The organism is Massilia pinisoli (assembly GCF_024753285.1).
GTDB classification, from domain to species: Bacteria; Pseudomonadota; Gammaproteobacteria; order Burkholderiales; family Burkholderiaceae_D; genus Telluria; species Telluria pinisoli.
In genome coordinates this window covers 182978-209049 of record NZ_JANUGW010000010.1, presented here as the reverse complement: position 1 = coordinate 209049, position 26072 = coordinate 182978, and the positions used below count along the sequence as shown (strand labels likewise).

Sequence of the window (26072 nt, the reverse complement as noted above, 5' to 3'; positions counted from 1 at the left end):
CAATGATAAGGAGCGGAGCACGGAAAAATTTGAGGCTGAGCAAGTTTCTAGCTCACACTGAAGGCAGTCGGGCAGCCGCGCGGGAAAGCAGTCAATGCTAATATCGAGATGAAAATATTCTTCTGCCCGACGCGACGACGCGATCCGTTGCCACTCTTCTGGTTAGACAAATATGCCCATCACGATCACCGCATTCGAACGCTCGCCTGACGGCGGCAAGGGTCTCGCGCGCGACACGCGCGTGCGCTGGGCGCTGGAGGAAGCGGGCCTGCCCTACGATGTCCGCCTCGTGTCGTTCCGCGCGATGAAGGAACCCGCGCACCTTGCCCTGCACCCGTTCGGCCAGATCCCCACGTACGAGGAGGACGGCCTCGTGCTGTTCGAGACGGGTGCGATCGTGCTGTACATCGCGCAGCGCCACGGCGGCCTGCTGCCGGAAGACGCCAACGCGCGGGCGCGCGCCGTCGCGTGGATGTTCGCCGCCGTCAACACGGTCGAGCCACCCATCCTGGAACTGGTCACGGCGCGCATCTTCGAAGGCGACAAGCCGTGGAGCAAGGACCGTCTCCCGCTCGTCGAGGAGCGCGTGCGCGACCGCCTGCGCCAGCTGTCCGCGTATCTGGGCGATGCCGAGTGGCTCGACGGCCCGTTCAGCGCGGGCGATCTCATGATGGTGTCGGTGCTGCTGCGGGTGAGGCCGTCCGGCATCCTCGACGAATTCCCCGTGCTGGCGGCCTACGTCGCGCGCGGCGAGGCGCGCCCCGCGTACCAGCGCGCGTTCGCGGCGCAGCTGGCGGTCAACGCGCCACCCCACCCCTGACGTCAGCCCGTCCTCCGGCTCAGCATCGCGCCGAGCGCAAGCCCCACGCCGAACGCGCCGTAGACGACGGCCAGCGCCGGCCGGGATAAATGCTGTTCGAAGCCGGGTTGGAGGCGCCTGGGTGTCAGCCGGTAGTCGACGAAGCACGCCACGGCCGATGCCGCCGTCGCCACGCCAAGCGTCGTCGCGGGCTCCCTGCGGTCGAGCAGCGGGCCGCACACGCGCTCGAACAGCACCGACCAGAACGTCGCGCTGCCGTGGTGGATCAGGTAGCCGGGCACCGTGTGGCGCATGCTCGGTGCATCCGCGCGCAACGCTTCATCGCCCCAGATCCAGTGGCTGACGGCGTTGGTGGGCGCATACGCGCTGCCGGCCTGCTGCCTGCCGAGCAGCGCGAGCGCCGCCGTCGAGAGCACGCTGGAGGTGGCGCCGCCGACGAGGCCGCGCCTGAATGCCGTGTTCCATGCTTCCATGAAGTCCTCTGGTACGATGAGTGAGAGACGAAAGGAGCGCGCATGCGGATCCTGCTCACGGGAGCCAGCGGATTCATCGGACGACACCTGCTGCACGCGCTGCTGGCGGAAGGCCACGACGTCGTATGCGCGCTGCGCCACCCCGAGCACCGGGGCGCCCTGCCCGACCATCCGCGCCTGTCCGCGATCCATGCCGACTTCGCCCACGATACCGATAAATCCACGTGGCTGGCGCGCCTTTCCGGGGTGGACGCCGTCGTCAACACGGTCGGCATCTTCCGCGAAAGCGGCACGCAAACCTTCGACAACCTGCACGTGCGCACGCCCCGCGCCCTGTTCGCCGCGTGCGCCGAATCGGACGACGTGCACATGGTCGTGCAGCTGTCCGCGCTGGGCGCCGACGCAGGGGCCGACACCGCGTACCACCTGTCCAAGAAGGCGGCCGACGACTATCTCGCCACCTTGCCGCTGCGCGCCGTCATCGTGCAGCCGTCGCTCGTGTACGGCGCGGACGGTACCAGCGCGCGCGTGTTCAAGGCGATGGCGTCGCTGCCGTTCGCCGCGAAGCTGGGGAATGCAGCGCAACGCGTGCAGCCGATCCACGTGGACGACGTCGTGGCCGCCATCGTCACCTTGCTGCGCCAGCGGCTGTACGTGGAGCCGGGCGACGCTTCACCGGGCGACGCGCAGCCGGGCGGCGGCACCGTGCGCCGCGTCGCCCTCGTCGGTGCAGAAGCACTGCCCTTCGTCGATTACCTCGCCGCCCTGCGCCGCGCACTGGGCATGGGGCGGCTGCGCGTGCTGCCGGTGCCGGGCGGCGTCGCGCGCCTGCTCGCCCGCGCGGGCGCGTGGCTGCCGGGCGCCCTGCTCGACCCGGATGCGCTGCGCATGCTCGACCGCGGCAGCACGGCCGACGCCGGCCCCACGCTGCGCCTGCTCGGGCGCCCGCCCCGCCCCATCGCCTCGTTCGTCGTCGCCCCCGATGCCGAGCGCGCGCGCGCCAAGCTCGACTGGCTGCTGCCCGTGCTGCGCCTCGCCATCGCGGCCGTGTGGCTCGCCACCGCCGTCGTCTCCGCCTTCGTCTACCCGGCCGACGCGAGCTACGATCTGCTGGCCCGCTCCGGCATCCCGGAGTCCCTGCGCCCGTTGATGCTGTACGGTGCGGCGCTGTGCGACCTGCTGCTGGGCCTGGGCACGCTGTTCTTGCGCCGGCGCCGCTGGCTGTGGCGCATCCAGCTCGCGCTGATCGGTTTTTATACGATCGTGATCGCGCTGCGGCTGCCCGAATTCCTGGCCCATCCGTACGGGCCGCTGACGAAGAACCTGCCGATCCTGGCCGCGATCTGGCTGCTGTACGAACTCGAGAAAGAAGACACCTGATGGACTACGTCGTCGTGAAATGGCTGCACATCCTGTCGTCGACCTTTTTGTTCGGCACGGGCATCGGCTCGGCGTGGTACATGCTGTTTGCGAACGTGAGCCGCGACGTGCGCGCGATCGCCGTCGTCAGCCGCTATGTCGTGATCGCGGACTGGCTGTTCACGGCGACGACGGCCGTCATCCAACCGGCCACCGGGTTCTACATGGTGCACCTGGCCGGCTATCCGCTGCACAGCCGCTGGCTCATGTGGTCGGTGGTGCTGTACGTGCTGGCGGGCGCGTGCTGGCTGCCCGTCGTCTGGCTGCAGATGCGCCTGCGCGACATCGCGGCCGACGCCGCCCGCGCCGGCACCGACCTGCCGCCGCTTTACTGGCGCTACTTCTTCACCTGGGCCGGACTCGGCGTGCCCGCGTTCATCGCGTTCGTCGTCATCTTCTGGTTGATGGTGGCCAAGCCGATGTAGGCGTGCGCCGCGCATGGGCGCGTTGCGGCGACAATGGCGTCCCGTCCCGCGTGGACGGACGACCAACCGACGGAGGTGCGATGCGGGCTTACCAGATCCTACCCGGCGAGGGTATCGACGGGCTGCAATGCGTGGATTTCCCCGACCGTGAACTTGGCACCGGCGAAGTGCGCGTCCGCGTGCACGCCGTCTCGCTGAACTACCGCGACCTGATGGTCGCCGGCGGCAACTACCTCGTCACCGTCGACGACCCCATCATCCCCTGTTCGGACGGCGCCGGCGAGGTCGTCGCGACGGGCCCCGGCGTCACGCGCGTGCAGCCCGGCGACCGCGTCGTCGCGTCGTTCTTCCCGCATTGGCACGACGGCGCCACGGGTCCGGACAAGACCCGCCACGCGCTCGGCGGCGACATCGACGGCATGCTGGCGGAGGACGTCGTGCTGGACGAGGGCGCGCTCGTGATCATCCCCGCCGGCATGAGCTACGTCGACGCGGCCACCCTGCCCTGCGCCGGCGTCACGGCGTGGAATGCCATCTTCGAATCCGCCAACGCCGTCCGGCCAGGCGATACGGTACTGCTGCTGGGGACGGGCGGTGTGAGCATCCTGGGCCTGCAACTGGCCAAGGCCGCGGGCCTGGACACGATCGTCACGTCGTCCAGCGACGCCAAGCTGCAGCGCGCGAAGGACCTCGGCGCGCGCCACGTCATCAACTACCGCACGACGCCGGAATGGCAGGAGGAAGTGCTGCGCGCGACGGGCGGCATGGGCGCGCACGTCGTGCTGGAAGTGGGCGGCCAGGGGACGGTGAACCGGTCGATCGCGTCCGCCGCGATGGGCGGCACCGTCGCCATCATCGGCAGCGTGAGCGGCGCCGGCGGCGACGTCAACCCGGCCACGTTGATGGCCAGCGCCAAGCGCCTCGTGGGCATCTTCGTCGGCAGCCGCGCGATGCTGGAAAAAGTCGTGCGCTTCGCCGACATCACCGGGCTGCAGCCCGTCGTCGACCGCGTGTTTACGTTCGACCAGGCGCGCGAGGCGTACCGGTACATGGCGTCCGGCTCGCACTTCGGCAAGGTCGTCATTGCCGTGACGTCGTAACGCGTCAACGTTTTTCGATCGGTACGAGCTCGATCTCGAACAGCTTCGGCCACAGCTTCCCCGTCACGTACAGGCGATGCTGCTTCGGTTCGTACGCGATGCCGTTCAACACGGCGTCCGGGTCCGGCGTGCCGCGCTGGCCGGCCGGCAGCAGGCCCGTGAGGTCGATCCAGCCGACGACGTTGCCGCTGTCCGGGTCGATGCGCGCGATGACGTCCGTGCCCCACACGTTGGCGAAGATCTGGCCGTCGACGACCTCCAGCTCGTTGAGCCGGGTGATCGGCTTGCCCTCGGCCGTCACCTTGATGCGGCGCTCCTCGTCGAGCGTCTTGGGGTCGAGCACGCGGATCTCGGCCGAGCCGTCGCTCATGTAGACGTGGTGCGCGTCGCTGGCCAGGCCCCAGCCTTCGCCCTTGTAGTTGAAGCGGCCTTTCAATGTGAACGTCCTGGCGTCGAAGAGGAAGCCGACGTTCGACTGCCACGTCAGGTTGACGATGGTGTCGCCCACGGCCGTCGAACCTTCGCCGAAGTACTCGTCCGCCAAGTCCTTCTTCTGCACGACCTTGCCCGTCTTGAGGTCGACCTTGCGCAGCGACGACGTGCCTTTGCGGCCTGTGGTCTCGTACAACTGGCCATCCTTGAAGAACAGGCCCTGCGTGAAGGCTTGCGGGTCATGCGGGTACGTGTGCTTGACGAAAAAGCCGTACACGGGAATGGCGGCCTGGGCGGCGCCCGCGACTGTGACGGAAGCGGCGGCGAGCGCCACGGAAGCGAAGATGTTCATGTGACTCCACGGATCGATGGCCGGACGACCCCGGCGGTACGAGATGGTAACGCAGCCGGGCCGCCCCGGTTGACTTGTCTCCAGGTTTTGCGCGGCCGGTGGTAAGCTGGCGCCCTCACCCCGCTCGCAACCGATGCCATGCACCGCCAGACCACCGCCTATCTGCACCTGCCGCCCGACGCCGACCTGCCCGACCTCGGCAACCGCCCGCCATTCCTCGCCATCGTGCTCGCCGAGGACGACGTGGCCGAGATGTGGTTGTGGGACGCGGCACGCTGGCTCGTCGCATCCGGCGCCCGCTACGTGCAGGCGTGGGGCAAGGATGCCGAGGCGTGGACCGAGGCCGTCGACGACGCCGCGCTGGAAGCCGTCGACTACGAGGATGCGCCCGACGAGCGCCGCGTGCTGGTCACGTCGCACGCGCCTGACGACGAGGACATCGACGAGGTGTTCTGGTTCGCCAAGCACCGCGCCGCGCATCCCGTGCTGCCGCTCGACGCGGTGCTCATCGTGCACATCGCGGACGCGCCGCGCAAGGAAGCGATCGAGGCGGCCTACGCGGACGCCTGACGAGGCACCCAGCCGTTCTGCGCCAGTTCCTCGCCCAGGAGGCGCACCAGTTCCCCCGCCGGCAGCTCGCGCGCGAGCGGAAAACCCTGGCCGGCCCAGTTCACCGTGAAGTCGCTGTTGCCCGCCTTCGTGGCGGCCGCGTTCAGCGCCTTCACCGCATCATAGGCGATCGGATAGTCGGGCAGCGGCGGATGGCCGGGCGCACCGATCTCGCTGAACAGGCGGTTCACCAGGCCGCGCGCGGGACGGCCCGAGACGACGTCCGTCACGGCCGTGATGACGCCCTCGCCCGCCTGCATCAGCGCGCGGTGGTGCTTCGTCGCCGACGATTCCGGGCACAGGATGAACGCAGTGCCCATCTGTGCAGCGCTGGCGCCCAGGCGCATCGCGGCGGCGATACCGGCCCCGTTCATGACGCCGCCCGCCGCGATCACGGGAATGCGCACGGCGCTCGCGACGAGCTCCGTCAGCGCGAACGTGCCGATGGCCGGGTCGCCGCGCTCCGGATCGAACAGCCCGCGGTGGCCGCCGGCCTCGTAGCCCTGCGCGACGACGGCGTCGATGCCGGCGGCCTCCACTTGTCTCGCTTCCGCCACCGACGTCGCGCTGCCCAGCAGCACGATGCCCGCATCCTTCAGCGCCTCGATGCGGTGCGCGTCCGGCAGGCCGAAGTGGAAGCTGACGACGGCCGGACGGGCTTCCAGGATCACCTCGAGCATGTCGTCGTCGTCGACGAAGCTCTTGTAGATTTCGCGCAGCGCGGCCGGCGGCTGCGCGCCGTTGGCCGCGAAGTGCGGTGCGAGGTAGTCGAGCCAGGCCGCTTCACGCGCGGCGTCGGCCGCGGCGGGACGGTGGCAGAACACGTTGACGTTGAACGGCCGGTCCGTCAGGCGGCGTACGTCGGCGATGGCGGCGCGGCCCTGCGTTGCGTCACCTGCACCGACGGAGATCGAGCCGAGCGCGCCCGCCTCCGACACGGCCGCGGCCAGCGCCGCCGTCGAGACGCCGGCCATCGGGGCCTGGATGATGGGCAGGTCGATGCGCAGCAGGGACAGCAAATCCGGTTTCATGGTGGTCTCCAGGACGGTCGCGATTCCCATGAGTATAGCGCCGCCCGCGCCCGCATGCTGGCGGCGTCCGTCGGAAACGATATAAACCGTTTAGAGATACAGCCGCGTCGTCGTCGCCGGCCGTTTTGCGTTAGCATGCACGCTGCCTGCACGCGTCCGGCGGCGGGCTTGTTTGATTTATCGTTCGGCAACAAAAAGGACATCATGGACAGTATCGACCTCGAAGTGCTGCACGCCTGCGACCAGTGGCTGCGGGCCGGCTGGCGCTGCGAGTACGTGACCGTCGTGCGCACGTGGGGTTCGAGCCCGCGGCCGGAAGGCGCCACGATGGCGATCCGCGCGGACGGCGTCGTCTTCGGCTCGGTGTCGGGCGGCTGCATCGAGGACGACCTGATCGCCGTCGTGCGCGAACAAGGCATCGTACGTACGGCGCCGGAAGTCGTCACGTACGGCATCTCGGCCGACGAGGCGCACCGCTTCGGCCTGCCCTGCGGCGGCACGATCCAGCTCGTCGTCGAGCCGCTCGGCCCGGGGAGCCGCATGGACGAACTGCTCGCGCTGGCGCAGCGCCGCGTGCTCACGCGACGCACGCTCGATCTCGCGAGCGGCGCCGTCGACCTGGAACAAGGCCGGGCCGACGAGCGGCTGCGCATGGACGGCGCGACGCTCGTCACGATCCACGGCCCGCGCCTGCGGCTGCTGATCATCGGCGCCGGCCAGCTGTCGCAATTCCTCGCGCAGATCGCCGTCGGCCTCGAATACCAGGTGACCGTGTGCGACCCGCGCGAGGAATACCGCGCCAGCTGGAACCTGCCCGGCGTGAACGTCGTGCACGCGATGCCGGACGACGTCGTGCTGGAGATGAAACTGGACAGCCGCAGCGCCGTCGTCGCCCTCACCCACGACCCCAAACTGGACGACCTCGCGCTGATGGAAGCGCTGAAGACGGACGCGTTCTACGTCGGCGCCATCGGCTCGCGCGCCAACAATGCGCGGCGGCGCGAGCGCCTGCGCGAATTCGACCTGACGGACGACCAGATCGCGAAGCTGCACGGCCCCATCGGCCTGTACATCGGCAGCAAGACGCCGTATGAGATCGCCATCTCCATCCTCGCCGAACTCACGGCCGTGAAGAACGGCGTCGCGCTGCCCGCGCAGATGTCGGTCGAACAGGGCAAGACACTGGCGGCCTAGCGTTCGGCCAGCAGCAGCGCGGCCAGCACGAGCATCGTCGTGCCCGTGAACGCTTCCACGGCGCGCCACACGGCGGGCCGCGCCAGCACGAACGCGCAGCGGCGCGCGCCCAGCCCCAGCACGGAAAACCACAGCAGCGACGCCGTCATCGCGCCAGCCGCGAACGACGCGCGGTGACCGGCCGCGAGGCTGCTGCCGACGGCACCCAGCAGCACGACCGTGTCCAGGTAGACGTGCGGATTCAGCAGCGACATCGCGAGCACGATGCCCAGCGCGCGCGCCGCGCTCGATGCGGCCTGGCCGGTGGTCGCCTGCGGCACGGACGCGCCGCGCCAGCTGCTCGCCAGGCAGCGCACGCCGTACCACAGCAAAAATGCGGCGCCGCCCCAGCGTGCCGCCTGCAGCAGCGCAGGCGAATGTTCGATCAGCGCGCCGAAGCCGGACATGCCCAGCGCGATCAGGACGACGTCGATGAGGACGCAGCACGCGACCGTCAGCACGACGTGGCGGCCGGCCACGCCCGTGCGGATGACGTGCGCGTTCTGGGCGCCGATCGGCATGATCAGGCTCGCGCCCATGCCGAGGCCTTGCAGGAAGATGGGTTGTGAAAACATGGTTACTCCGTTGTGATTGCGGAGCAGCATGCCCGCCAAGCGCGGCCACATCAATTATATTAATGAATTCTAAAGTTCATTAAGCTGGGCTAATCCCATGAACATCGATCCGCGCCGCAGCGAGGCGTTCGTCGCCGCCGTCGACAGCGGCAGCCTGGAGCAGGCGGCCGCGCGGCTGAACGTGACGCCGTCCGCCATCTCGCAGCGCATCGCCGCGCTGGAACACGACCTCGGCACGCCGCTGCTCGTCCGCTCCCGTCCCTGCCGGCCGACGGCGCCCGGCATGCGGCTGCTGCAATTCCTCCGCCGGCGCGCGCTGCTGGAAGACGAATTCTTCGCCGAGCAGCACAGCGATCCGGGCCCCGTGCGCGTGGCGCTGGCCGTCAATAACGACACCCTGGCCACCTGGTTGCTGCCCGTGCTGGCGCCCGTGCTGATCGCGGAAGGGCTGCTCGTGGAATTCGTCACGGGCGACCAGCGGCACACGTTCGCGCTGCTGGAACAGGGGCTCGCGCTCGCCTGCGTGTCGGGCGAATCGGAGCCGATGCGCGGCTGCACCGTCAGTCCGCTCGGCACGATGCGGTACCGGATGGTGGCGGCGCCCGCCTTCGCCGCGCGCTGGTTCCCCGGCGGGATCACGCGCGAGGCCGCACGGCGCGCGCCCGTGATGGTGTTCGACCGCAACGACCGGCTGCAGACGGCGTTCCTGCTGCAGCACTTCGGCCTGCCGGAGGGCGCGTACCCGTTTCATTACGTCCCGTCCAGCGACCCGTACGTGCAGGCGATCCGCCTGGGCCTCGGCTACGGCCTGCTGCCGCTGGAACAGTGCGCGGACATGCTCGCCAGCGGGGCGCTCGTCGACCTCACGCCGCACCTGCACGTCGATGTGACGCTGTATTGGCACGCGTGGCGCATTCAGCCGCCGCGGCTGGAACGCATGGGCGCCGCGTTGGTAAAAGGCGCCCGCGCCGTGCTGCTGCCGCCGTCGTCCTGAGCGACGGGCAGCCACTGCGCGACGCCCCAGCAGAATTCCGGCACGAGGAACAGCCACAGCAGCGGCGCGCCGCTGGCAGTCAGCGCCCATGCCATCCAGGTCGAGAACAGGAACCGCGCCGTGCCGTCGTAGCGGCCCAGCGCCACGCTGGGGGCGCGCAGGCGCAGCACGGACCACACGAGCACGATGCTCCCCATCAGGCAGGCGAACAGGACGTGGAAAGGGCCGAAGGCGGGCAGCGCGGCGCCGCCGAGGGATGCGTTCACGGCGGACAACTGGGCGTGCGCGACGGCGAACGTCCAGGGCGTGGCGAACGGCGCCGTCAGCAGCAAGTCGTAGGCGGCGCTGGCGCGCACGAGGGTCAGAAAAGTGGAACGGCGCATGGGAACTCCCGACAATGAATGTTCCGGCAATCATGAACCCTGGAGTACACTCCAAGGTCAAGTCCTTCCTTGTTGTCACTATCGCATGCAAATCGGAGAACTCGCCACCGCCACAGGACTCAGCCGGGACACCCTGCGCTTCTACGAGAAGCGCGGTCTGCTGCTGTCGCGCCGGCTCGCCAATGGCTACCGCGACTATCCGCCGGAAGCCGTCCAATGGCTGTGCTACCTGCGCGCGGCGCAGGCGCTCGGCTTTACCCTGGCGGAAATCGAGACGGGTCTGCCGCTGCTGGACGACCCGGCCGCGGCCGCACCGCAACTGCGCACCGCCCTGCTGCGCAAGCTGGACGACATCGACGCGCGCATCGCCGCCCTGTCCGCGCTGCGCTCCAACCTGGCGCGCGAGCTGGACCGGCCAGGATTTGGCTGCCCCGTCCTCACTTCCGTGTAGGATTTTGTTACAGGAAACTGTCAGCCGCGAGGACCGGGCGGCCGTTAACTGCACAGGCGCCGATAAAAGGCGCACGACCATCGATGGAGAAATCATGAAACGCCTGCTTGCCGCCGCCGCCGTGTTGGCAACTTTCACTCACGCCGCCTTTGCCGGCGAACTGACCCTGTTCTCGGACAGCAATTTCCGCGGTCAACGCGTCACGATCGACCGCGACGCGACGAACCTGGGCGACCTCAACTTCAACGACCGCGCGTCGAGCGTCGTCATCCGCTCCGGCACGTGGCTGCTGTGCGAGCACGCGAACTTCGGCGGCCGCTGCGCCGAATTCGGTCCGGGCGAATACCGCGAGCTGCCGGGTTTTAATGACGCCATCTCGTCGGCCCGCCAGGTCGACCGCGGCGAGGGCCGCTGGCGCGACCGCGACCGTGACCACGACCGCGACGAGTGGCGCGACCGTGACCACGATGGCCGGCGCGACGACGACCGCGGCGGCTATCGCGAGGGCGGCGGCGGCTGGGGCAACCGCGGGGGCGCAGACGTGATGATGTTCGCGGGCCCCGGCTTCGAAGGCCCCCAAGTCCAGCTGTCGCAGGACGTGCGCGCGATGAGCGACGTCGGCTTCAACGACCGCGCCAGCTCGATGATCATCCGCGAAGGCCGCTGGGAATTCTGCGAGCACGCCGACTTCCGCGGTGAATGCATCGTCCTGGGCCCGGGCCGCTACGAAGGCCTCCAGCGGATGAGCAACCGCATCTCGTCGATGCGCCGCGTGCGCTGAACCGGCATCAGGTCAGCAGCGCCACGCCCTTGATCTGGGCCCACAGCTGCTGGCCGGGCGCGATGCCCAGTTCGCGGCGCGAGCGGGCCGTGATGCGCGCCAGCACCGGAGACTCTCCGATCCGCAGCTGCACGAGCACGTGACCGGGCGTGTCTGTGGCGGCGACGGCCGTCACCACGGCCGGCAGACGGTTCACGATGCTGCTGCCGTGCGGCCGTTCCAGCGCCAGGCTGACGTCGCGCGCGTGAATGCGGCAGCGCAGATGGGTGCCGACGGCTTCGCGACGCCGGCCCACCAGCAGCGCGCCGCCCGCGAATTCCAGCCGCGACAGGGCGTCTTCTTCGTGGCCGGCCAAGGTCGTCTCCAGCACGACACCGGCGTCGTCGGCGAAGGCGGGCGGCAGGTCGACGCGCGCCAGCGTGTCCGTCAGCGGCCCGCTCGCCACGGCCTTGCCGTCGTCCAGCAGCACGAGGTGGTCGGCCAGGCGCGCCACTTCGTCCGGGGCGTGGCTCACGTAGACGATCGGGATTGCCAGTTCCTCGTGCAGCCGCTCCAGATACGGCAGGATCTCCTGCTTGCGGCGCAGATCCAGCGCGGCCAGCGGTTCGTCCATCAGCAGCAGGCGCGGCGACGCGAGCAGGGCACGCGCGATCGCGACGCGCTGGCGCTCGCCGCCCGACAGGCCGTCCGGGCGCCGGTCCAGCAAGCCTTCGATGCCGAGCAGCGCCGCCACCGGTTCCAGCGCGAAGCGGCGCGCCTGCGCGGGCACGCGCTTGCGCCCGAAGTCCAGGTTGGCGCGCACGGACAGATGCGGGAACAGGCTCGCTTCCTGGAACACGTAGCCGAGCGCGCGCGCATGCACGGGCACGAAGCGCGCATCGTCCTGCCAGACCTCACTACCCAACGCGACGTAGCCGCCGGGCGCGCGTTCCAGGCCGGCGATGGCGCGCAGGATCGTCGTCTTGCCCGAGCCGGAGTGGCCGAACAGCGCGCTGATGCCCCGCTGCGGCAGGTCGAGGTCGACGTCCAATTGAAACGCGCCGCGGTCCAGGCGCAGGCGCACGCGCAATCCGTCCGTCATCGGCGCCGTCCTGTCATCGCCTGCGGATTGAGGGTGTACAGCGCGAGCAGCACGACGAAGCTGAAGACCAGCATGCCGCCCGCGAGCCAGTGCGCCTGCGCGTATTCGAGCGCCTCCACGTGGTCGTAGATCTGCACGGAGACGACGCGCGTCCTGTCCGGGATATTCCCGCCGATCATCAAGACGACGCCGAATTCGCCGACGGTGTGCGCGAACCCGAGCACGGCGCCGGACAGGAAACCGGGTCGCGCGAGGGGCACCGCGACGGACCAGAACGCATCCCACGGGCTCGCACGCAACGTGGCCGCCACTTCCAGCGGGCGCGGACCGATCGCCTCGAACGCGTTCTGCAGCGGTTGCACGACGAACGGCAGCGAATAGCAGACGGACGCCAGCACGAGGCCGCCGAACGAGAACGGCAGCAGGCCGATGCCCAGCGCCTCCGTGAACCGGCCGACAGGGCCATGGGGCCCCAATAGCAGCAGCAAATAAAAACCGATGACGGTGGGCGGCAGCACGAGGGGCAGGGCGACGACGGCCCCGACGGCGTGGCGCAGGCGCGAGCGCGTGCGCGCGAGCCACCACGCGATGGGCGTGCCGACGACCAGCAGCAGCACGGTCACGACAGTGGCCAGTTCCAGCGTCAGCCGGACGGCCGCGAGGTCGGCGGCGTCGAGCGTCACAGCGCGTAGCCGTACGAGCGGATGATGTCCTTCGCCTTGTCCGACTTCAGGTAGTCTTCCAGCGCCTTCGCGGCCGGATTGGCGCTGCCCTTGGCGAGGATCACGGCATCCTGGCGGATCGGCGCGTGCAGGCTGTCGGGCACGATCCAGCCCGAGCCCGACGTGAATTTGCCGTCGCGATAGACCTGCGACAGCGCGACGAAGCCGAGCGGCGCATTGCCCGTGCCGACGAACTGGTAAGCCTGCGCGATGTTCTCGCCCTGCACGAGCCTGCCCTGCACGCGCTCGTACACGTGCAGTTTCTGGAGCGTCTCGACGGCGGCCGCGCCGTATGGGGCCGTCTTCGGATTCGCGATCGCCAGGTGCGCGAAATCGCCCGTCCGCAACACGTGCCCTTGGGCGTCGACATAGCCGTCCTGCGCGGACCACAGCACGAGCTTGCCCGTCGCGTACGTGAAGCGCGTGCCGGGCACGGTGCGGTGTTCCGCCTCCAGTTTTGCCGGCGTCTCGTCGTCGGCCGCGAGCAGCACCTCGAACGGCGCACCGTTGACGATCTGCGCGTAGAACTTGCCGGTGGCGCCGAATGCAAGGACGGCCTTGTGGCCCGTGTCCCGTTCGAACGCGGCCGCGATCTTCTGCATCGGCGCCGTGAAGTTGGCGGCCACGGCCACCTGCACGTCGTTCGCCTGGGCCGCACCGCATGCGATCAGCGCCAGCAGGCCGGCAAGTTGCTTCATCTTCGACTCCTGTCGTCAGCGTTATGTAGTAGAGTATATAACGAAACGAAACGGGAGAGATCGTGGGCGGTGAAGGCACAAGCTTCGGGCTGCAGGGCTCGGTCTGGATGACGGTTGGCGGCGAGACGTTCGGCGGTCCGGGACGGGTCGACCTGCTGGCGGCGATCGGCGCAACAGGATCGATCAGCCAGGCCGCGAAAGCCCTCGGCGTCAGCTACAAGGGCGCGTGGGACGCCATCGACGCGATGAACAACCTGGCCGGCGAAGCGCTGGTGGAACGCGCCACCGGCGGCAAGGGCGGCGGCGGCACGCGCCTGACGGCACGGGGCGAGCAGCTCGTGAAAAATTTCCGCGCGATCGAGCAACTGCACCGGCAGTTCGTCGCCCAGCTCGACGCGCACGCGGGCGACCTCGCCGCGGACCTCACCCTGATCGGCAGACTGAACATGAAAACGAGCGCACGCAACCAATTCTTCGGCACCGTGTCGCGCGTCCAGCCGGGCGCCGTCAACGACGAGATCGACATCGACATCGCGGGCGGCCACACCATCGTCGCCATCGTCACGCACGAGAGCACGGCGAGCCTCGGCCTCGCTGAAGGCGTGCAGGCGTTCGCGCTCGTCAAGGCCTCGTCGATCATCCTCATGACGGACGGCGACGGCGCGCGCTTCTCGGCCCGCAACCGCCTCGCGGGCACCGTGGCGCGCCTGACGCCGGGCGCCGTCAACACCGAGGTCGTCCTCGACCTGGCGGGCGGCGGCACCATCGCCGCCATCATCACGAACGAGAGCGCACGCGCGCTCGAACTGGCCGAGGGCAAGACGGCGACGGCGATGTTCAAGGCGTCCAGCGTGATCGTGGGCGTGCCGGGTTGAGCGTTTTGGACGCGGGCAGCGCCGATCGCGCATAATCGTCACGTCATGGACAGCATGGACGAGCGATGGACGATTTTCTGCCCAAGGAATGCGATATCGTGATGGAAGGCGGGGTGACCTCCGGCGTGGTCTACCCCGCGTTCGTGGCGCGGCTGGCGCAGCGCTTCACCCTGCGCTCGATCGGCGGCACGAGCGTCGGCGCGGTGGCGGCGATCGCGGCGGCCGCAGCCCAGTTCAAGCGCAACCGCGTGCGCAAGACCGGGCAGGGCACCGACGACGGCTTCGACCTCCTCGCGCGGCTGCCGGGCAGCCTGCAGGAGCCCGTCGGCGCCCACACCCGGCTGTTCTCCCTGTTCCAGCCTTGCCGCGCATTGCGGCCCCACTTCCGCGTGATCGGCGCGGCCCTCAACGAAACGAACAAGGCGAAGGCCACGGGCTATCTGTGGTTGGCCATGCTGTGGAATTTCCCGCTGGGCGCCGTCGTGGGCGCCGGCTTGTGGTTCGCGGGTTTCTTCGTCAGCAGCAGCCTCCTCGGCGGACATTGGCCGCGCCTGCCCGTCGTGGGCGTCGCCAGCGTGCTGTGGTTCGGGCTGTGCATGGCTGTCGGCGCGCTGGGCGGGGCGCTGCTGCAGGCGACGTGGTCCGCGTGGCGTGGCTTGCGCGCCAACCGCTGCGGCATCTGCTCCGGCATGGGCACGGGCGGCACCGGCCACCCCGCGCTGACGGAATGGCTGCATGCGCTCGTGCAGGACATCGCCGGCCTGCCGTCCGACGCACCGCTGACGTTCGGCCACCTGCGCACGGCGGAGCCGCCGATCGAACTGGCGCTGATGACGACGGGCCTGTCCGAACTGCGCGCGCACCGCCTCCCGCATTCGAGCCGCGACCTCGTGTTTCGCGCGTCCGAGATGCGCGCCCTGTTCCCGACCGACGTCGTCGAGTGGATGATGGCCCACGCGCGCCGCGCGGGCCACCGCCCGGCCACGACTGCGCTGATGAAGACGATGAACGCGTCCGGCGAGGATTATTTTTTCATGCCCGACCCGGACGACTTGCCCGTCGTCGTGGCCGCCCGCATGAGCCTGAGTTTTCCCGTGCTGCTGCAGGCCGTGCCGCTGTACCGCCTGCGCGTGCTGCCGACGGATGGGGAGCAGGTCGAGCTGATGCGCGTCTGGTTCTCCGATGGCGGCTTGACGAGCAATTTCCCGATCCACTTCTTCGACGCCATCCTGCCGACTCGCCCGACGTTCGGCGTCACCTTGCAGGACGACCTGGACAAGGCGAAGCTGGACCCGCGGCACCCTCTCGCCGGACGCGTCTCGCTCCCGACGAACAACAACGCCGGCGTGACGGCGGCCTATGTGGCCGTCGAAGAGGCCGACGGCCGGCCGTCGCTGCCGCGCTTCGCCGGCGCCATCCTGCGCACGATCCGCACGTGGCGCGACGAGGCGCTGAAACGCACGCCGGGCTACCGCGACCGCGTCGTGCTGATCCGCCACACGAAGCAGGAAGGCGGCCTGAACCTGAACATGAAGCCGGACGACATCGCGACGATGAGCCAAAGCGGCGACGAGGCGGCGCGCCAGGTGATCGAGCGTTTCCTTCACCCCGACCGCGAGAAGAACGGCTGGCTGAACCACCGCTGGGTGCGCATGCGCAGCACGGCGGCCGTGCTGCAGGAAACGTTCGCGCCGCTCGCCGAAGCGTGGCATGATGCGCGCCTGGCGCCGTCGTACGCGGCGCTGTGGATGGCGCAGGGCACGGACGCGCTGCCGGCCTACCGCCTCAGCAACGCGAACCGCACGGCCGGTTTCGCGCTGTGGCAAAACATCGTGGCGCTGCCGCAGCAGATGGCACCGGCCGAACTGTCGGCCCATGCGCCGCAGCCCCAGCCGGAACTCGCGATCGCACCCCGGCTGGCCTAGGTGTCGCGGCCGTTGAAGTCGTGCACGGGCAGGGCGGCGAGGTCGATGCCCTCGATGCAGCGCAGGTTGATCGCCGCCATCGGATTGCCCTTCGGGTCGACGCCCTCCGCATACGGATGGATGCCGCAGGTCGGGCAGAAGCGGTGCTTGATGATGTGCTTGTTGAACGTGTACGTGGCGGCCGCGTCCTCGGGCGTGCGCAGGCGGAACTGCGCGCGCGGCACGAACCACAATAGCGAGCCCTTGCGCTGGCACATCGAGCAATTGCAGGCGAGGGCGGTGTCGATGGTGCCTTCCACTTCGTACGCCACGTTGCCGCAGTGACAGCTGCCTTGGTAGATCATGGGTCGTCTCCTTCGTTCGATGGGCCGCCCATCGTAGCGCAGCGCGGGCCGAACGGGTGACGCTCTTTGGCGGTCGGCGCCGGATTTTTGCAAGCGCCTGTGTCGACGCGCGCCGTCGACACAATCGGACATCATGCGGCGCGCGCACGCCGCTACAGTGGACGCATCGCCATCGACCGGAGACGCGCCATGACCTCGCACTGGGTGCTTCGACTGCTTCCCCTGATCGCCGCCGCGAGCCTCGCGCCGCTGCCCGTGCACGCGCAGCGCGTGGACGTGTGCGCGCTCGTGTCGTGCAGCGCCAGCGGCCAGCGCGCCGCCGTCATCGCCGAACAGGTGCCGCAGCCGCGGCCCCGGCCGCCCGCGACCTCGGACCGGCCGGCTCCGGCCGAACCGACGCGCGACCCGTGGGCACGCCGCTTCCAGGGCCGCGAGACGGAAGACGACGACGTGTGCCTGCTGAACGTCGGCATCGGCGGGCAGCTGGCCAGGAAGGGCGGTGTCGACAGTCACGTGCTGGGCCGCAAGCAGGTATGGCGACCGGCGCGCTGAAGCTTGCCATCTCAACAATAGCGGGCGTACACTGGATGTTTACCAAAGCCAACATCAATGACCGCATTCCGCCGGAGCCCGCTTGGACAAACCCGATTTCGCCAAATACTCCGAAGCCCAGCTCCGCCAGATCCTCACCCGTATCGATAAAGAACGCTTTCCGGAACGCGTCGAGGAAATCCATGCGCGCCTGGCTCAATTCGAGGCCGAACGCCTGAGCCGCCCGGCCGCCGACGAACCCACTCGATCCGATGGCCCGGCCGGCATCGCCGGCTTCTGGCAGCGTGCGGGTGCGTACATCGTCGACTCCGTGCTGCTCGCCATCGTCGGCTTTGGCCTGGGCCTGGCCTTCGGAGACCGGTTCGAGGCGCTGGGGGCATGGGGCCGCGCGATCGGCTTCGTGATCGCGCTGGCCTATTTCGGCACGATGGAAAGCCGCCTGTTCCAGGGCCGTACCTTCGGCAAGTTCGCGCTGGGCATCAAGGTCGTTGCCACCGACGGCGCACCGCTCGGCCTTGGCCGTGCGCTGCTGCGCGCGTCCGTCTTCCATGTCCCATACTTCTTGAACAATGCCGTCCTGGGCAATGGCGATGCCGGCTCGATCGTGGCGGTCGTGCAAGCCCTTCTCGTATTCGGCCTGGGCGGCGCCATCGCCTACCTGTGCGTGTTCAACCGCCGTACGCGGCAATCGGTGCACGACCTGCTCGTGGGTGCCGTCGTCGTGCGCGCCGGCACGCGGGACGTGCCGACCTTGCTGCCCATCTGGCGCGGCCACGTCGCGATCATGGCGACGTTGCTGGTCGCCGCGCTGGGCGGCGGCGCCTACCTGTATTCGACGTTCGACAACACCGTGATGCAACCTTTGCTGGCGGTGCAACGGCAAGTCAGCCGGATGCCCGGCGTGCGCACGGCCGGTGTCTTCACAGGCGTCGCTGTCGCGACCGGCGCCAACCGCACGAGCTATATGACGATCAACGTGCTCACCCGCACCGGCGACGTCGACGAGCGGGCCCTTGCGGACGGCGCTGCGGCGATCGCATTGGACACCTACCCGCCAGCAAATGAAGTGAATACCTTGTCCGTAGTCGTCACGCATGGCTACGACATCGGCATCGCGTCGCGCTGGCGTTCGAACAGCTTCAATTTCCCGCCGGCCGAATGGCGCGCGAGGACCAGGCGACACGACTGACGGGCATACGTCGCGGTCGACTTTGTTCACTCACCCTGACAGTCGCAGTCCTTCATGACTCGGCGTCGGCGGCAAGCACGCGGTCGTCCTCCGTGAACAAGTCCCGCCCGTCCCAGCGCGGCAACGCGATATCCGATTGCGACGGCACCGCCTTGCCCGCGTAACGGGCCCCCAGCCGGGCGATCGTGCCCGGAAACGCGCGGCAATAACTCGACGCCACGCCGGCCAGCTGCGCCAGCCGTTTATACGTGATCACGCTGGCGGGCGGCAACGCGTCGAGCACTTGCGCGATGCGTTCGCGCCAATCGTCGGACCACGCGGGCAGCGGCGGGCCGATGGCGCGGACGGAGTCGCCCGGACGCATCTCGCCGCCGCTGAGCACGCGCGCCAGCATGCCGCGCCGCGTGCCGATGCGCGTGGACAAGCCGGGCCGCTGCGCCTCCAGGTGCCCGCACGCTTCGCACTGGAACATCAGCCGCAGTCGCACGTCGTGGCCGACCTGCAGGACGGTGCCGGAGGCGAGCCGCGACGTGTCGACGTCCAGCAGCAGGTTCTCGCGCAGCGCGTGCGGCGGCAGCGCGAACGCGGCATACGCATCCGTGCCCGCGAGCAGCAATTGGCGCGGCGACAGCGGGTCGGCATGGACGTCGCCGTCGAGCCCCACGCCCGCGACGGCGCGCAGGCGCTCCACGCGCGCGGGTGGCGCGGCCAGGCTGGCGCGCAGGGCCAGTGCGTCGATCCGTCCGATGTCCATGTGCGTGTCCGTGTCGGTAGCGATGACGCAGTCTGCCACACGCGCGGACCGTGCGGATGGCGCTTCGGCCTGCGCGCGGGAGCGGTCAACGATGCTGCCGGTCGCGGGAACTTTTGTGAATCCACATGTCGCGGAAATTGTCGCCAATAACGGATTAACGAAACAGGCCATCCGTCAAATGAGCAGTCTCAATAGATCACCGGAATAAGGTTGGGTTCGCCATCGTTCCGCCTATACCGATAGCGGGAGGGCGGATTCCATGCCGCGTCGGCACTGGATGATTTCTCGACATACATGATTGAACTCGCTGGAGGTCGCTGCAATGAAAAGCGCACACATGCTCTGCGGACTTTTTGCTTTAGGAACCTTATCCGCCTGCTGTAACCCACCACTCGTATCCACGCTCGACGTCCCGAAACTGCCCCAGCAAGCATCGAACTGGTGCTGGGCCGCAAGCGGCGAAATGACCATGCGTTTCCTCGGTCACGACGTCGCGCAATGCGTCGAAGCGAATAATCGTTTCGGCCTCACGACGTGCTGCGTGAACAATGCCGGCAGCTGCAATAACGGCGGCTGGCCCGAATACGAGAAATACCATTTCGCGGCCGACCAGACGTCGAACACGGCGCTCACGTTCAGTCAGATCAAGACGCAGATTTATTGCAGGAACAAACCCGTCGCGTTCAGCTGGCACTGGCCGGGCGGCGGCGGCCACATGATGGTCGTGAAAGGCTATCTGACCGTGAACGGCGTGCAGTACGTGGACATCAACGATCCGGAGCCCTACACGAACCTGAACACGCTGACGGGCGGCACCGAAAGCATCATCACGTATGCCGACTACGTGAGCGCGCCGGGCGACCACACGCACTGGAACGACTACTACAACATCACGTACAAAGGGGAATGACATGCGCACACTTTCTTCCGCGCTCGTCGTTGCACTGGCCTGTTTCCTGGGCGGATGCCAGACGAGCCAACCCCATCCCAGCACCAGCCAGGCGACCGCCGCGCGGCACGGGCTGGCCACGCTGCGGCAGGTCGTCAACGCGAACAACTACGCAGCGCTCGGGTTCGCCTCGCCCGACGAGGTGCGCCAGGCCACGCTCGGCGAACCGCTGCAGGTGTTCCAGGTCCGGCTCGACGCGTTGCGCGCCTTCACCGACAAGACCGATCCGGAAACGCTGCTCGTCGACACCCGGCGCAACCTCTACCCTGTCAAGGTGGGCGAGCGCGTGGCGACGTCGATCTTCGTGCTGGGGTCGCGCGACGGCTGGCGCGCGGCCGAGCTGGGCAACGCGGCCGTCGCGCAACTCGTCAGCCGCTACCGCCACGGCAGCAGCGACTTCATCGTGCACGTGCCGGCGCTGAAAGCGTATTTCGTCGCCGACCGCGTCGAAGGCAAACTCATGCTGACGCCCGTGATGGACGATCCACGCACGCAGCTGAAGGCCGGCGAGACGCTGCCGGCGGACGTCGTCTTCGCCCGGCTCCGGCAGGCGTCCGAAGGGTACAACGGTCTGCCGCAATAGCGGTCACGGGCGGCCGCGGCCGCCCGTCATGCACGTCGCGTGGACATTGACTTTGCCGGCCCGCCTGCTACAACGGATAGGACGAGGGCGTCGACCGGCGGCGTCGCAGCTTTGTGCGCCGGTGGAAACAAGAACAGCAGCCATGCACTGCGGGATGCCGAGGGAGAGACCATGACCGGGATTGTGCGCATCGACGACGTCGTCATCGACACGGATGACTTCATCCGTACACTCAAGCTGACTGGGCAATTCGAAGGACTCGTCGAGCAGATCGTGCGCGACAAGCTGACGGTGCTGGCCGCGAAGAAGCAGGGCGTCCAGCCGAAGCCGGAAGCCGTGCAGGAACGTGCCGACCAGTTCCGCCGCATCCTCGGCCTGCACCGCGCGGCCGACATGAATCACTATCTCGACGTCATGGGCGTCAGCCTGGACGAGTTCGAGGACTTCATCGTCGACGGCCTCATCCAGGAAACGATGATGGAGCAGGTCTGCAGTCCTCAAGCCGTCGAGCAATATTTCAAGCTCAATTCTCCCAAGTTCGACAGCGTCGAGATCAGCCACATCGTGCTCGATTCCGAAGGCAAGGCGAAGGAAATGATGTCCGCGCTGACCGACGATCCCGACAGCTTCGCGGAAATGGTGAGCGAGCATTCGGTCGGCGCCGCGCGGGAGAACGGCGGCGTCATCGGCAAGGTGTTGCGCGGGTCATTGAAACCCGACATCGAGGCGCGCGTGTTCAACGCGGCTGCCGGCGATCTGCTGGGGCCGTTTCCCTCGCCCGACCGGACGCTGTTCGAAATCTACGCCGTCAACGCCAGGTATCCAGCGACCTTGGACGAGGAAACGGCCGTGGAAATCCGCCGCCTGTTGCGCGAGGAATGGCTGGCGGCGCGGGCGCAGGAGCACATCATCGAAGCCTGCCCCGCACGTTGAGCCGGCGGTGGCCGCGACGTGAAGGACGGGTTCGCGGGACACCGACATGGACTCATTGGCGCAACAACAGCAATCGCCCGCCGCATTCCTCGCTACCGTCGAGGTGCTGTCCGTCTTCACGGCGGAGGAACTGGAACGGCTGGCCGCCGCCATCGAGATCCGCACCTATGCGTTCGGCGACACCATCTGCAATGCCGGTGACGCGGCCGACGGCCTGTTCGTGATCCACGCCGGTTCCGTGCGCGTGTTCAGCGAGGAACACGGCAAGGAAACGAGCCTGGGCGTGCGCAAGACGGGCGAAGTGCTCGCCGAGATCGCCATGCTGCGCGCCGCCCGCCACGAGCTGTCCGCACGCGCGGCGCTGAAGACGGAGCTGTGGTTCATCCCGCGCACCGCGATCGAGCCCGTGATCCGCGGCAACCCCGCCGCCCTCGACTTCATCAACAACTATGTGGCGATCAGCTCGGCCGGCGGGCTCGTCGCGAAACTGTTCGACCTGCGCGGCAAGGTCAGCAAGCCGGAGCTGGACGAGTTCGTGCGCAGCGTGGGTGTCAAGCGCATCGGCGCCGGCAAGGAAATCCTGAAGCAGGGCGCGCGCGACGACCGCCGGCTGTACGTCGTGCGCCAGGGCGAAGTGCGCGTCATCGTGAACGACACCACCGACGAATTCGTGCTGGCCACCCTGGGCCCCGGCGAGATCTTCGGCGAGCGCGCCTGCCTGATGCGCCAGGACCAGCCGGCCACCGTCGTCGCGGCGACGGATACGACCGTGCTCGTCATTCCGGAAAAGGCAGCGCATTTCATCCTCGAGCGCAATGCGAAATTCCGCGACGTCATCGAGGAACGCGTGCGCTTCCTCGAGCGCGAGCTGCATCGCCAGAAGAAACTGGCCGAACGGAGAAAGCGGCCCGTCGTGGTCGACCTGGCATCGCAGCCGAAGTCCGGCGAGAAAGTCATCAAGCGCTTTGCGTGGGTCGAGCAGGCCGAGGAAATGGATTGCGGCGCCGCCTGCCTCGCGATGCTGTGCCGCCATTACGGCATCAACATGACGCTCGGGAAGTTGCGCGAGCTGGCCAACGTGACCGCGCAGGGCGCCACCTTGGACAGCCTCGCGCGCGCGGGCGAGGCGCTCGGGTTCGGCGCGCGCGGCGTGCAGTGCACGTACGACGCGCTGCAGGGGTTCGAGCTGCCGTTCATCGTGCACTGGGAGGGCTACCACTACGTGATCGTGTACGGCGTGTCGCCGCAGCACGTGTGGGTGGCCGACCCGGCCGTCGGCTTCAAGAAGCTGACCGTGGAAGAGTTCGAGCGGGGCTGGAGCGGCACCTGCCTCGTGTTCACGCCGGGCGAGCAGCTCGTGCAGCTGACGGCAGGCCGCTCGCCGTGGCTGCGCTTCGTCGGCTATCTGCGGCCGTATAAAAAAATCCTGCTGCACCTGTTCCTCGCCACGTTCGTGATCCAGATGCTGGGCATCGTGCCGCCGCTGATCATCCAGAACATCCTCGACGGCGTGCTCGTGCACCAGAACCTCGGGTTGCTGCACCTGCTGATCCTGGGCCTCGTCATCTCCACGGCGTTCTCGCAAGTCATGTCGACGTTGCGCGCCTATTTGTCGAACTACATGGTGCGCAATCTCGACTTTTCGATGATGGCGCAGTTCTTCAAGCACACGATGTCGCTGCCTTACTCGTTCTTTGCCAAGCGCAAGACGGGCGACATCCTCGCGCGCTTCTCGGAAAACCAGACGATCCGCGCCTTTCTCACCGAATCCACGGTCACCACGTTGCTCAACCTGCTGATGGTGTTCATCTACTTCACGATCCTGTTCTTCTACAACGTCAAGCTGACGATGCTCCTGATCGGCTTCGTGATCCCCATCGTCGCGCTGACGGTGCTCGCAACGCCGCGCATCAAGGAGTACGCACGCGAGGTGTTCACCGCGTCCACCGATGCGCAATCGTTCCTGATGGAAGCGCTGGGCGGCATCGAGACCATCAAGGGCATGGGCAGCGAGCGTCCCGTGCGCCTGAAATGGGAAAAGAAATACGTGAAGGCGCTGGAGACGCAATACCGCTCGCAATCGTTCAGCATCCTCGTGGGCCTCGCCAGCCAGATCCTGAATTCCGCGACGACGATCGTGATCCTGTGGGCGGGCGCGAGCCTCGTGCTGGCGCGCGAGCTGACCATCGGCCAGCTGATGGCATTCAATGCGCTGATGGGCAGCGTGCTGGGGCCGCTGATGGGCTTGGTCGGCCTGTGGAGCCGCATGGGCGACGCCACCGTCGCGATGGAGCGCCTCGGCGATGTGCTCGACATCGAACCGGAACAGAAACCGGCCGACGTCGCCGCACGCGTCGTGCTGCCCGACCTGCAGGGCGACGTGAAGCTGGAGCATGTGTTCTTCCGCTACGGCGGCGAGGACACGCCGTACGTCCTCGAAGACATCGACATCGACATCCGGCCCGGCCAGCTCGTCGCCATCGTCGGCCGCAGCGGTTCCGGCAAGACCACGCTGGCCAAGCTGCTCGTGGGCTTCTATCCGCCCAGCGAAGGCAAGATCGTCGTGGACGGCTACGACATGGACGCCATCGACCGCGGTTATTTCCGCGCCCAGGTCGGCTATGTCATGCAGAGCAATCTTCTGTTCTCCGGCACGATCGCGGAAAACATTGCCAGCGGCGATGACAGCCCGGACCGCCGCCGCGTCGAGGAAGTGGCGAAGATGGCCGATGCGCACGCCTTCATCAGCAAGCTGCCGCTCGGCTACGAGCAGGTGGTGGGCGAGCGCGGCGTCGGCTTGTCGGGCGGCCAAGTGCAGCGGCTGTGCATCGCGCGCGCGCTGTACCACGACCCTCGGCTGCTTGTGTTCGATGAAGCGACGTCCGCGCTCGACACGCAGTCCGAGAGCAACATCATGGCGAACATGGAGACGATCCTCGCGGGCCGCACGGCCGTCATCATCGCGCACCGCCTCAGCACGATCATGCGGGCCGACAAAATCGTCGTGCTGTACGAAGGAAAGATCGCGGAGCAGGGTCGCCACGACGAATTGCTCGCGCGGCGCGGCATGTACTACGAGCTCGTGCAGAAGCAGCTGGGCGCGGGGATGTCATGAAACTGTTCAATCCGGGCGGCGAGCGCGGGTCGGCGATGTCGTATGCGGCCCTGCTGGAAAAGATCGAGATCATGCGCTCCACGTTGCGCTGGGCGACACGGCTCGAGCGGCCGGACGTGGATAAACTGCTGCGCCAGGCAAACACGTTGCGCGACGAGGTGATGCAGTTGTCGCACAAGGAGCGCTTCGTGCAGGCCGTCAGCGGCGACGTCGAGCGCCGCACGGGAGAAGAACCCGTCGCCGAACCGCCGACGGGCGAGCGCCGGCGCGCGCTGCTCGCACGCAGCTTCGTGTTCGAAGGCACGTTCGGCGACAACCCGAAGCTGCTCGACGCGCTGGAGATCGCGGAAAAGGCGGCGCCCACCGACCTGCCCGTACTCGTCGACGGCGAGAGCGGCACGGGCAAGGAACTCATGGCGAAAGTGATCCACGCGAACGGCGCGCGCGCGGACAAGCCGTATGTGTCCGTCAACTGCGGCGCGATTCCCGACAGCCTGCTCGAATCGGAACTGTTCGGCCACAAGAAGGGCGCGTTCACGGGGGCCGCGAACGACCGCAAGGGCAAGTTCGAAAGCGCGCACAAGGGCACGATCTTCCTCGACGAGATCGGGGAACTCCCGCTGCCCGGCCAGGTCAAACTGTTGCGTGTGCTGCAGTCGCACGAGATCCAGCGCGTCGGGTCGGACGAGATCATCGTCGTCGATGCGCGCATCGTCGCGGCGACCAATAAAAACCTGCGCAAGCTGATCGAGCAGGGCACGTTTCGCGAAGACTTGTTTTATCGACTCAGCGTCATCCACGTCACGTTGCCGCCGCTGCGCGAGCGCAAGGACGAGATCCCGCTGCTGCTGGCCTATTACGGCGACGAGGCGGCGGAAGCGCTAAAACGCCGGCCCGTCGCGCTGACGGCGCGCTTGCGCGACTTCTTGCTGCGCTATGCGTATCCCGGCAATATCCGCGAGCTGCGCAACATCCTGTATCGCATCAGCTGCCTGGCCGGCGAGACGGCGGACCTGGTGCATTTGCCGGAAGACATCCGGCCGGCCACGGCCATCGCGCCCGCCCCGGCAGATGGCGCGAACGTGTCGCTGGCCGAGGCCAAGCGCGTGGCCAGCGACGAGGCGGAGCGGCTGTGCCTGGAGCGGGGCTTGCAGGAAGTGGGCGGCACGGTGGCGGAACTGGCGCGGCGCTGGGACATGAACCGTTCGCATCTGCAGATCCTGTTGCGCAAGCATGGCTTGCATTCGAAGGATTTTCGCAAGACCCATTGAGAT

The 26072-nt window shown here is 68.0% G+C and carries 28 protein-coding genes; 18 read left to right on the top strand and 10 right to left on the bottom strand.

The window, feature by feature from the left end; genetic code table 11:
* Nucleotides 1–172: 172 nt before the first annotated feature.
* Nucleotides 173–820, top strand: a complete 648-nt coding sequence (locus NX784_RS15850; protein ID WP_258817646.1) for a glutathione S-transferase family protein — start codon at nucleotides 173–175, stop codon at nucleotides 818–820.
* Between the two features lie 2 nt (nucleotides 821–822).
* Here the strand turns inward: NX784_RS15850 and NX784_RS15845 are convergent, their stop codons facing one another.
* The gene (locus tag NX784_RS15845; RefSeq protein ID WP_258817645.1) at nucleotides 823–1293 is read right to left on the bottom strand and encodes a hypothetical protein; all 471 of its coding nucleotides are present in this window, start codon (nucleotides 1291–1293) and stop codon (nucleotides 823–825) included.
* A 42-nt stretch (nucleotides 1294–1335) separates the two neighbouring features.
* On the opposite strand from NX784_RS15845, the gene NX784_RS15840 reads away from it, so the two are divergent.
* From NX784_RS15840 to NX784_RS15830, 3 genes are all read left to right on the top strand, one after another.
* Nucleotides 1336–2673: an SDR family oxidoreductase gene (locus tag NX784_RS15840; RefSeq protein ID WP_258817644.1), complete on the top strand. Its 1338-nt coding sequence runs from the start codon at nucleotides 1336–1338 to the stop codon at nucleotides 2671–2673.
* Nucleotides 2673–3137 carry a DUF2269 family protein gene (locus NX784_RS15835; RefSeq protein ID WP_258817643.1) on the top strand — a complete coding sequence of 155 codons (465 nt, stop codon included), beginning with the start codon at nucleotides 2673–2675 and terminating at the stop codon, nucleotides 3135–3137. The genes NX784_RS15840 and NX784_RS15835 overlap by 1 nt, the downstream gene beginning before the upstream one ends.
* 80 nt (nucleotides 3138–3217) lie before the next feature.
* Complete coding sequence (locus tag NX784_RS15830; RefSeq protein WP_258817642.1) at nucleotides 3218–4237, top strand: zinc-dependent alcohol dehydrogenase family protein; 1020 nt, start codon at nucleotides 3218–3220, stop codon at nucleotides 4235–4237.
* A gap of 4 nt (nucleotides 4238–4241) precedes the next feature.
* Here the strand turns inward: NX784_RS15830 and NX784_RS15825 are convergent, their stop codons facing one another.
* Nucleotides 4242–5021, bottom strand: coding sequence for a glutaminyl-peptide cyclotransferase (locus NX784_RS15825; RefSeq protein ID WP_258817641.1), 780 nt, complete (start codon nucleotides 5019–5021; stop codon nucleotides 4242–4244).
* 138 nt (nucleotides 5022–5159) lie between these two features.
* Between NX784_RS15825 and NX784_RS15820 the strand changes: the two genes are divergently transcribed.
* On the top strand, nucleotides 5160–5591 hold the full coding sequence (locus tag NX784_RS15820) for a DUF7684 family protein (RefSeq protein WP_258817640.1): 432 nt from the start codon (nucleotides 5160–5162) through the stop codon (nucleotides 5589–5591).
* On the opposite strand, the gene NX784_RS15815 is transcribed toward NX784_RS15820, so the two are convergent.
* Entirely contained in the window at nucleotides 5576–6661 is a 1086-nt protein-coding gene (locus tag NX784_RS15815; protein WP_258817639.1) for an NAD(P)H-dependent flavin oxidoreductase, read from the bottom strand. The two genes, NX784_RS15820 and NX784_RS15815, sit on opposite strands and share 16 nt — an antisense overlap.
* A gap of 204 nt (nucleotides 6662–6865) precedes the next feature.
* On the opposite strand from NX784_RS15815, the gene NX784_RS15810 reads away from it, so the two are divergent.
* Nucleotides 6866–7855 carry an XdhC family protein gene (locus NX784_RS15810; RefSeq protein ID WP_258817638.1) on the top strand — a complete coding sequence of 330 codons (990 nt, stop codon included), beginning with the start codon at nucleotides 6866–6868 and terminating at the stop codon, nucleotides 7853–7855.
* Here NX784_RS15810 and NX784_RS15805 read toward each other — a convergent pair.
* Nucleotides 7852–8469, bottom strand: a complete 618-nt coding sequence (locus NX784_RS15805) for a LysE/ArgO family amino acid transporter (protein WP_258817637.1) — start codon at nucleotides 8467–8469, stop codon at nucleotides 7852–7854. The genes NX784_RS15810 and NX784_RS15805 overlap by 4 nt on opposite strands.
* A 97-nt stretch (nucleotides 8470–8566) precedes the next feature.
* Here NX784_RS15805 and NX784_RS15800 point away from each other — a divergent pair, with 97 nt between their 5' ends.
* Complete coding sequence (locus NX784_RS15800; protein ID WP_258817636.1) at nucleotides 8567–9463, top strand: LysR family transcriptional regulator ArgP; 897 nt, start codon at nucleotides 8567–8569, stop codon at nucleotides 9461–9463.
* Here NX784_RS15800 and NX784_RS15795 read toward each other — a convergent pair.
* The gene (locus NX784_RS15795) at nucleotides 9385–9846 is read right to left on the bottom strand and encodes a hypothetical protein (RefSeq protein WP_258817635.1); all 462 of its coding nucleotides are present in this window, start codon (nucleotides 9844–9846) and stop codon (nucleotides 9385–9387) included. The genes NX784_RS15800 and NX784_RS15795 overlap by 79 nt on opposite strands.
* Nucleotides 9847–9931: 85 nt before the next feature.
* Between NX784_RS15795 and NX784_RS15790 the strand changes: the two genes are divergently transcribed.
* Nucleotides 9932–10297: a MerR family transcriptional regulator gene (locus NX784_RS15790; RefSeq protein WP_258817634.1), complete on the top strand. Its 366-nt coding sequence runs from the start codon at nucleotides 9932–9934 to the stop codon at nucleotides 10295–10297.
* 94 nt (nucleotides 10298–10391) lie between these two features.
* Complete coding sequence (locus NX784_RS15785; RefSeq protein WP_258817633.1) at nucleotides 10392–11078, top strand: beta/gamma crystallin-related protein; 687 nt, start codon at nucleotides 10392–10394, stop codon at nucleotides 11076–11078.
* Nucleotides 11079–11085: 7 nt separating this feature from the next.
* Here the strand turns inward: NX784_RS15785 and modC are convergent, their stop codons facing one another.
* Genes modC through modA form a run of 3 tightly spaced genes read right to left on the bottom strand, consistent with a single transcriptional unit; the run spans nucleotide 11086 to nucleotide 13579 of the window.
* Nucleotides 11086–12159, bottom strand: a complete 1074-nt coding sequence (modC, locus tag NX784_RS15780; protein ID WP_258817632.1) for a molybdenum ABC transporter ATP-binding protein — start codon at nucleotides 12157–12159, stop codon at nucleotides 11086–11088.
* Complete coding sequence (gene modB / locus NX784_RS15775; protein WP_258817631.1) at nucleotides 12156–12842, bottom strand: molybdate ABC transporter permease subunit; 687 nt, start codon at nucleotides 12840–12842, stop codon at nucleotides 12156–12158. Before modB ends, modC begins: the two co-directional genes overlap by 4 nt.
* Nucleotides 12839–13579, bottom strand: a complete 741-nt coding sequence (modA, locus tag NX784_RS15770; protein WP_258817630.1) for a molybdate ABC transporter substrate-binding protein — start codon at nucleotides 13577–13579, stop codon at nucleotides 12839–12841. Before modA ends, modB begins: the two co-directional genes overlap by 4 nt.
* A gap of 107 nt (nucleotides 13580–13686) precedes the next feature.
* Here modA and NX784_RS15765 point away from each other — a divergent pair, with 107 nt between their 5' ends.
* On the top strand, nucleotides 13687–14454 hold the full coding sequence (locus tag NX784_RS15765) for a TOBE domain-containing protein (protein WP_258817653.1): 768 nt from the start codon (nucleotides 13687–13689) through the stop codon (nucleotides 14452–14454).
* A 65-nt stretch (nucleotides 14455–14519) separates the two neighbouring features.
* Complete coding sequence (locus NX784_RS15760) at nucleotides 14520–16379, top strand: patatin-like phospholipase domain-containing protein (protein ID WP_258817629.1); 1860 nt, start codon at nucleotides 14520–14522, stop codon at nucleotides 16377–16379.
* On the opposite strand, the gene NX784_RS15755 is transcribed toward NX784_RS15760, so the two are convergent.
* Nucleotides 16376–16723, bottom strand: coding sequence for a GFA family protein (locus tag NX784_RS15755; RefSeq protein WP_258817628.1), 348 nt, complete (start codon nucleotides 16721–16723; stop codon nucleotides 16376–16378). The genes NX784_RS15760 and NX784_RS15755 overlap by 4 nt on opposite strands.
* A gap of 189 nt (nucleotides 16724–16912) precedes the next feature.
* On the opposite strand from NX784_RS15755, the gene NX784_RS15750 reads away from it, so the two are divergent.
* Together NX784_RS15750 and NX784_RS15745 are read left to right on the top strand one after the other, a co-directional pair.
* Nucleotides 16913–17275, top strand: coding sequence for a hypothetical protein (locus tag NX784_RS15750; RefSeq protein WP_258817627.1), 363 nt, complete (start codon nucleotides 16913–16915; stop codon nucleotides 17273–17275).
* 82 nt (nucleotides 17276–17357) lie between these two features.
* Entirely contained in the window at nucleotides 17358–18464 is a 1107-nt protein-coding gene (locus NX784_RS15745; RefSeq protein WP_258817626.1) for an RDD family protein, read from the top strand.
* 52 nt (nucleotides 18465–18516) lie between these two features.
* Here the strand turns inward: NX784_RS15745 and NX784_RS15740 are convergent, their stop codons facing one another.
* Complete coding sequence (locus NX784_RS15740) at nucleotides 18517–19218, bottom strand: MOSC domain-containing protein (RefSeq protein WP_258817625.1); 702 nt, start codon at nucleotides 19216–19218, stop codon at nucleotides 18517–18519.
* A 322-nt stretch (nucleotides 19219–19540) separates the two neighbouring features.
* Between NX784_RS15740 and NX784_RS15735 the strand changes: the two genes are divergently transcribed.
* The 5 genes from NX784_RS15735 to NX784_RS15715 all read left to right on the top strand — a co-directional run bounded on the left by NX784_RS15735 (nucleotide 19541) and on the right by NX784_RS15715 (nucleotide 26069).
* On the top strand, nucleotides 19541–20128 hold the full coding sequence (locus tag NX784_RS15735) for a C39 family peptidase (RefSeq protein ID WP_307735999.1): 588 nt from the start codon (nucleotides 19541–19543) through the stop codon (nucleotides 20126–20128).
* Nucleotide 20129: 1 nt separating this feature from the next.
* Nucleotides 20130–20750, top strand: coding sequence for a hypothetical protein (locus NX784_RS15730; RefSeq protein ID WP_258817624.1), 621 nt, complete (start codon nucleotides 20130–20132; stop codon nucleotides 20748–20750).
* A gap of 171 nt (nucleotides 20751–20921) precedes the next feature.
* Nucleotides 20922–21683, top strand: coding sequence for a peptidylprolyl isomerase (locus tag NX784_RS15725; RefSeq protein ID WP_258817623.1), 762 nt, complete (start codon nucleotides 20922–20924; stop codon nucleotides 21681–21683).
* 46 nt (nucleotides 21684–21729) lie between these two features.
* A complete protein-coding gene (locus NX784_RS15720; RefSeq protein ID WP_258817622.1) occupies nucleotides 21730–24798 on the top strand; it encodes a peptidase domain-containing ABC transporter in 3069 nt (1022 codons plus the stop codon).
* On the top strand, nucleotides 24795–26069 hold the full coding sequence (locus NX784_RS15715) for a sigma-54 interaction domain-containing protein (RefSeq protein WP_258817621.1): 1275 nt from the start codon (nucleotides 24795–24797) through the stop codon (nucleotides 26067–26069). Before NX784_RS15720 ends, NX784_RS15715 begins: the two co-directional genes overlap by 4 nt.
* Nucleotides 26070–26072: the final 3 nt, after the last annotated feature.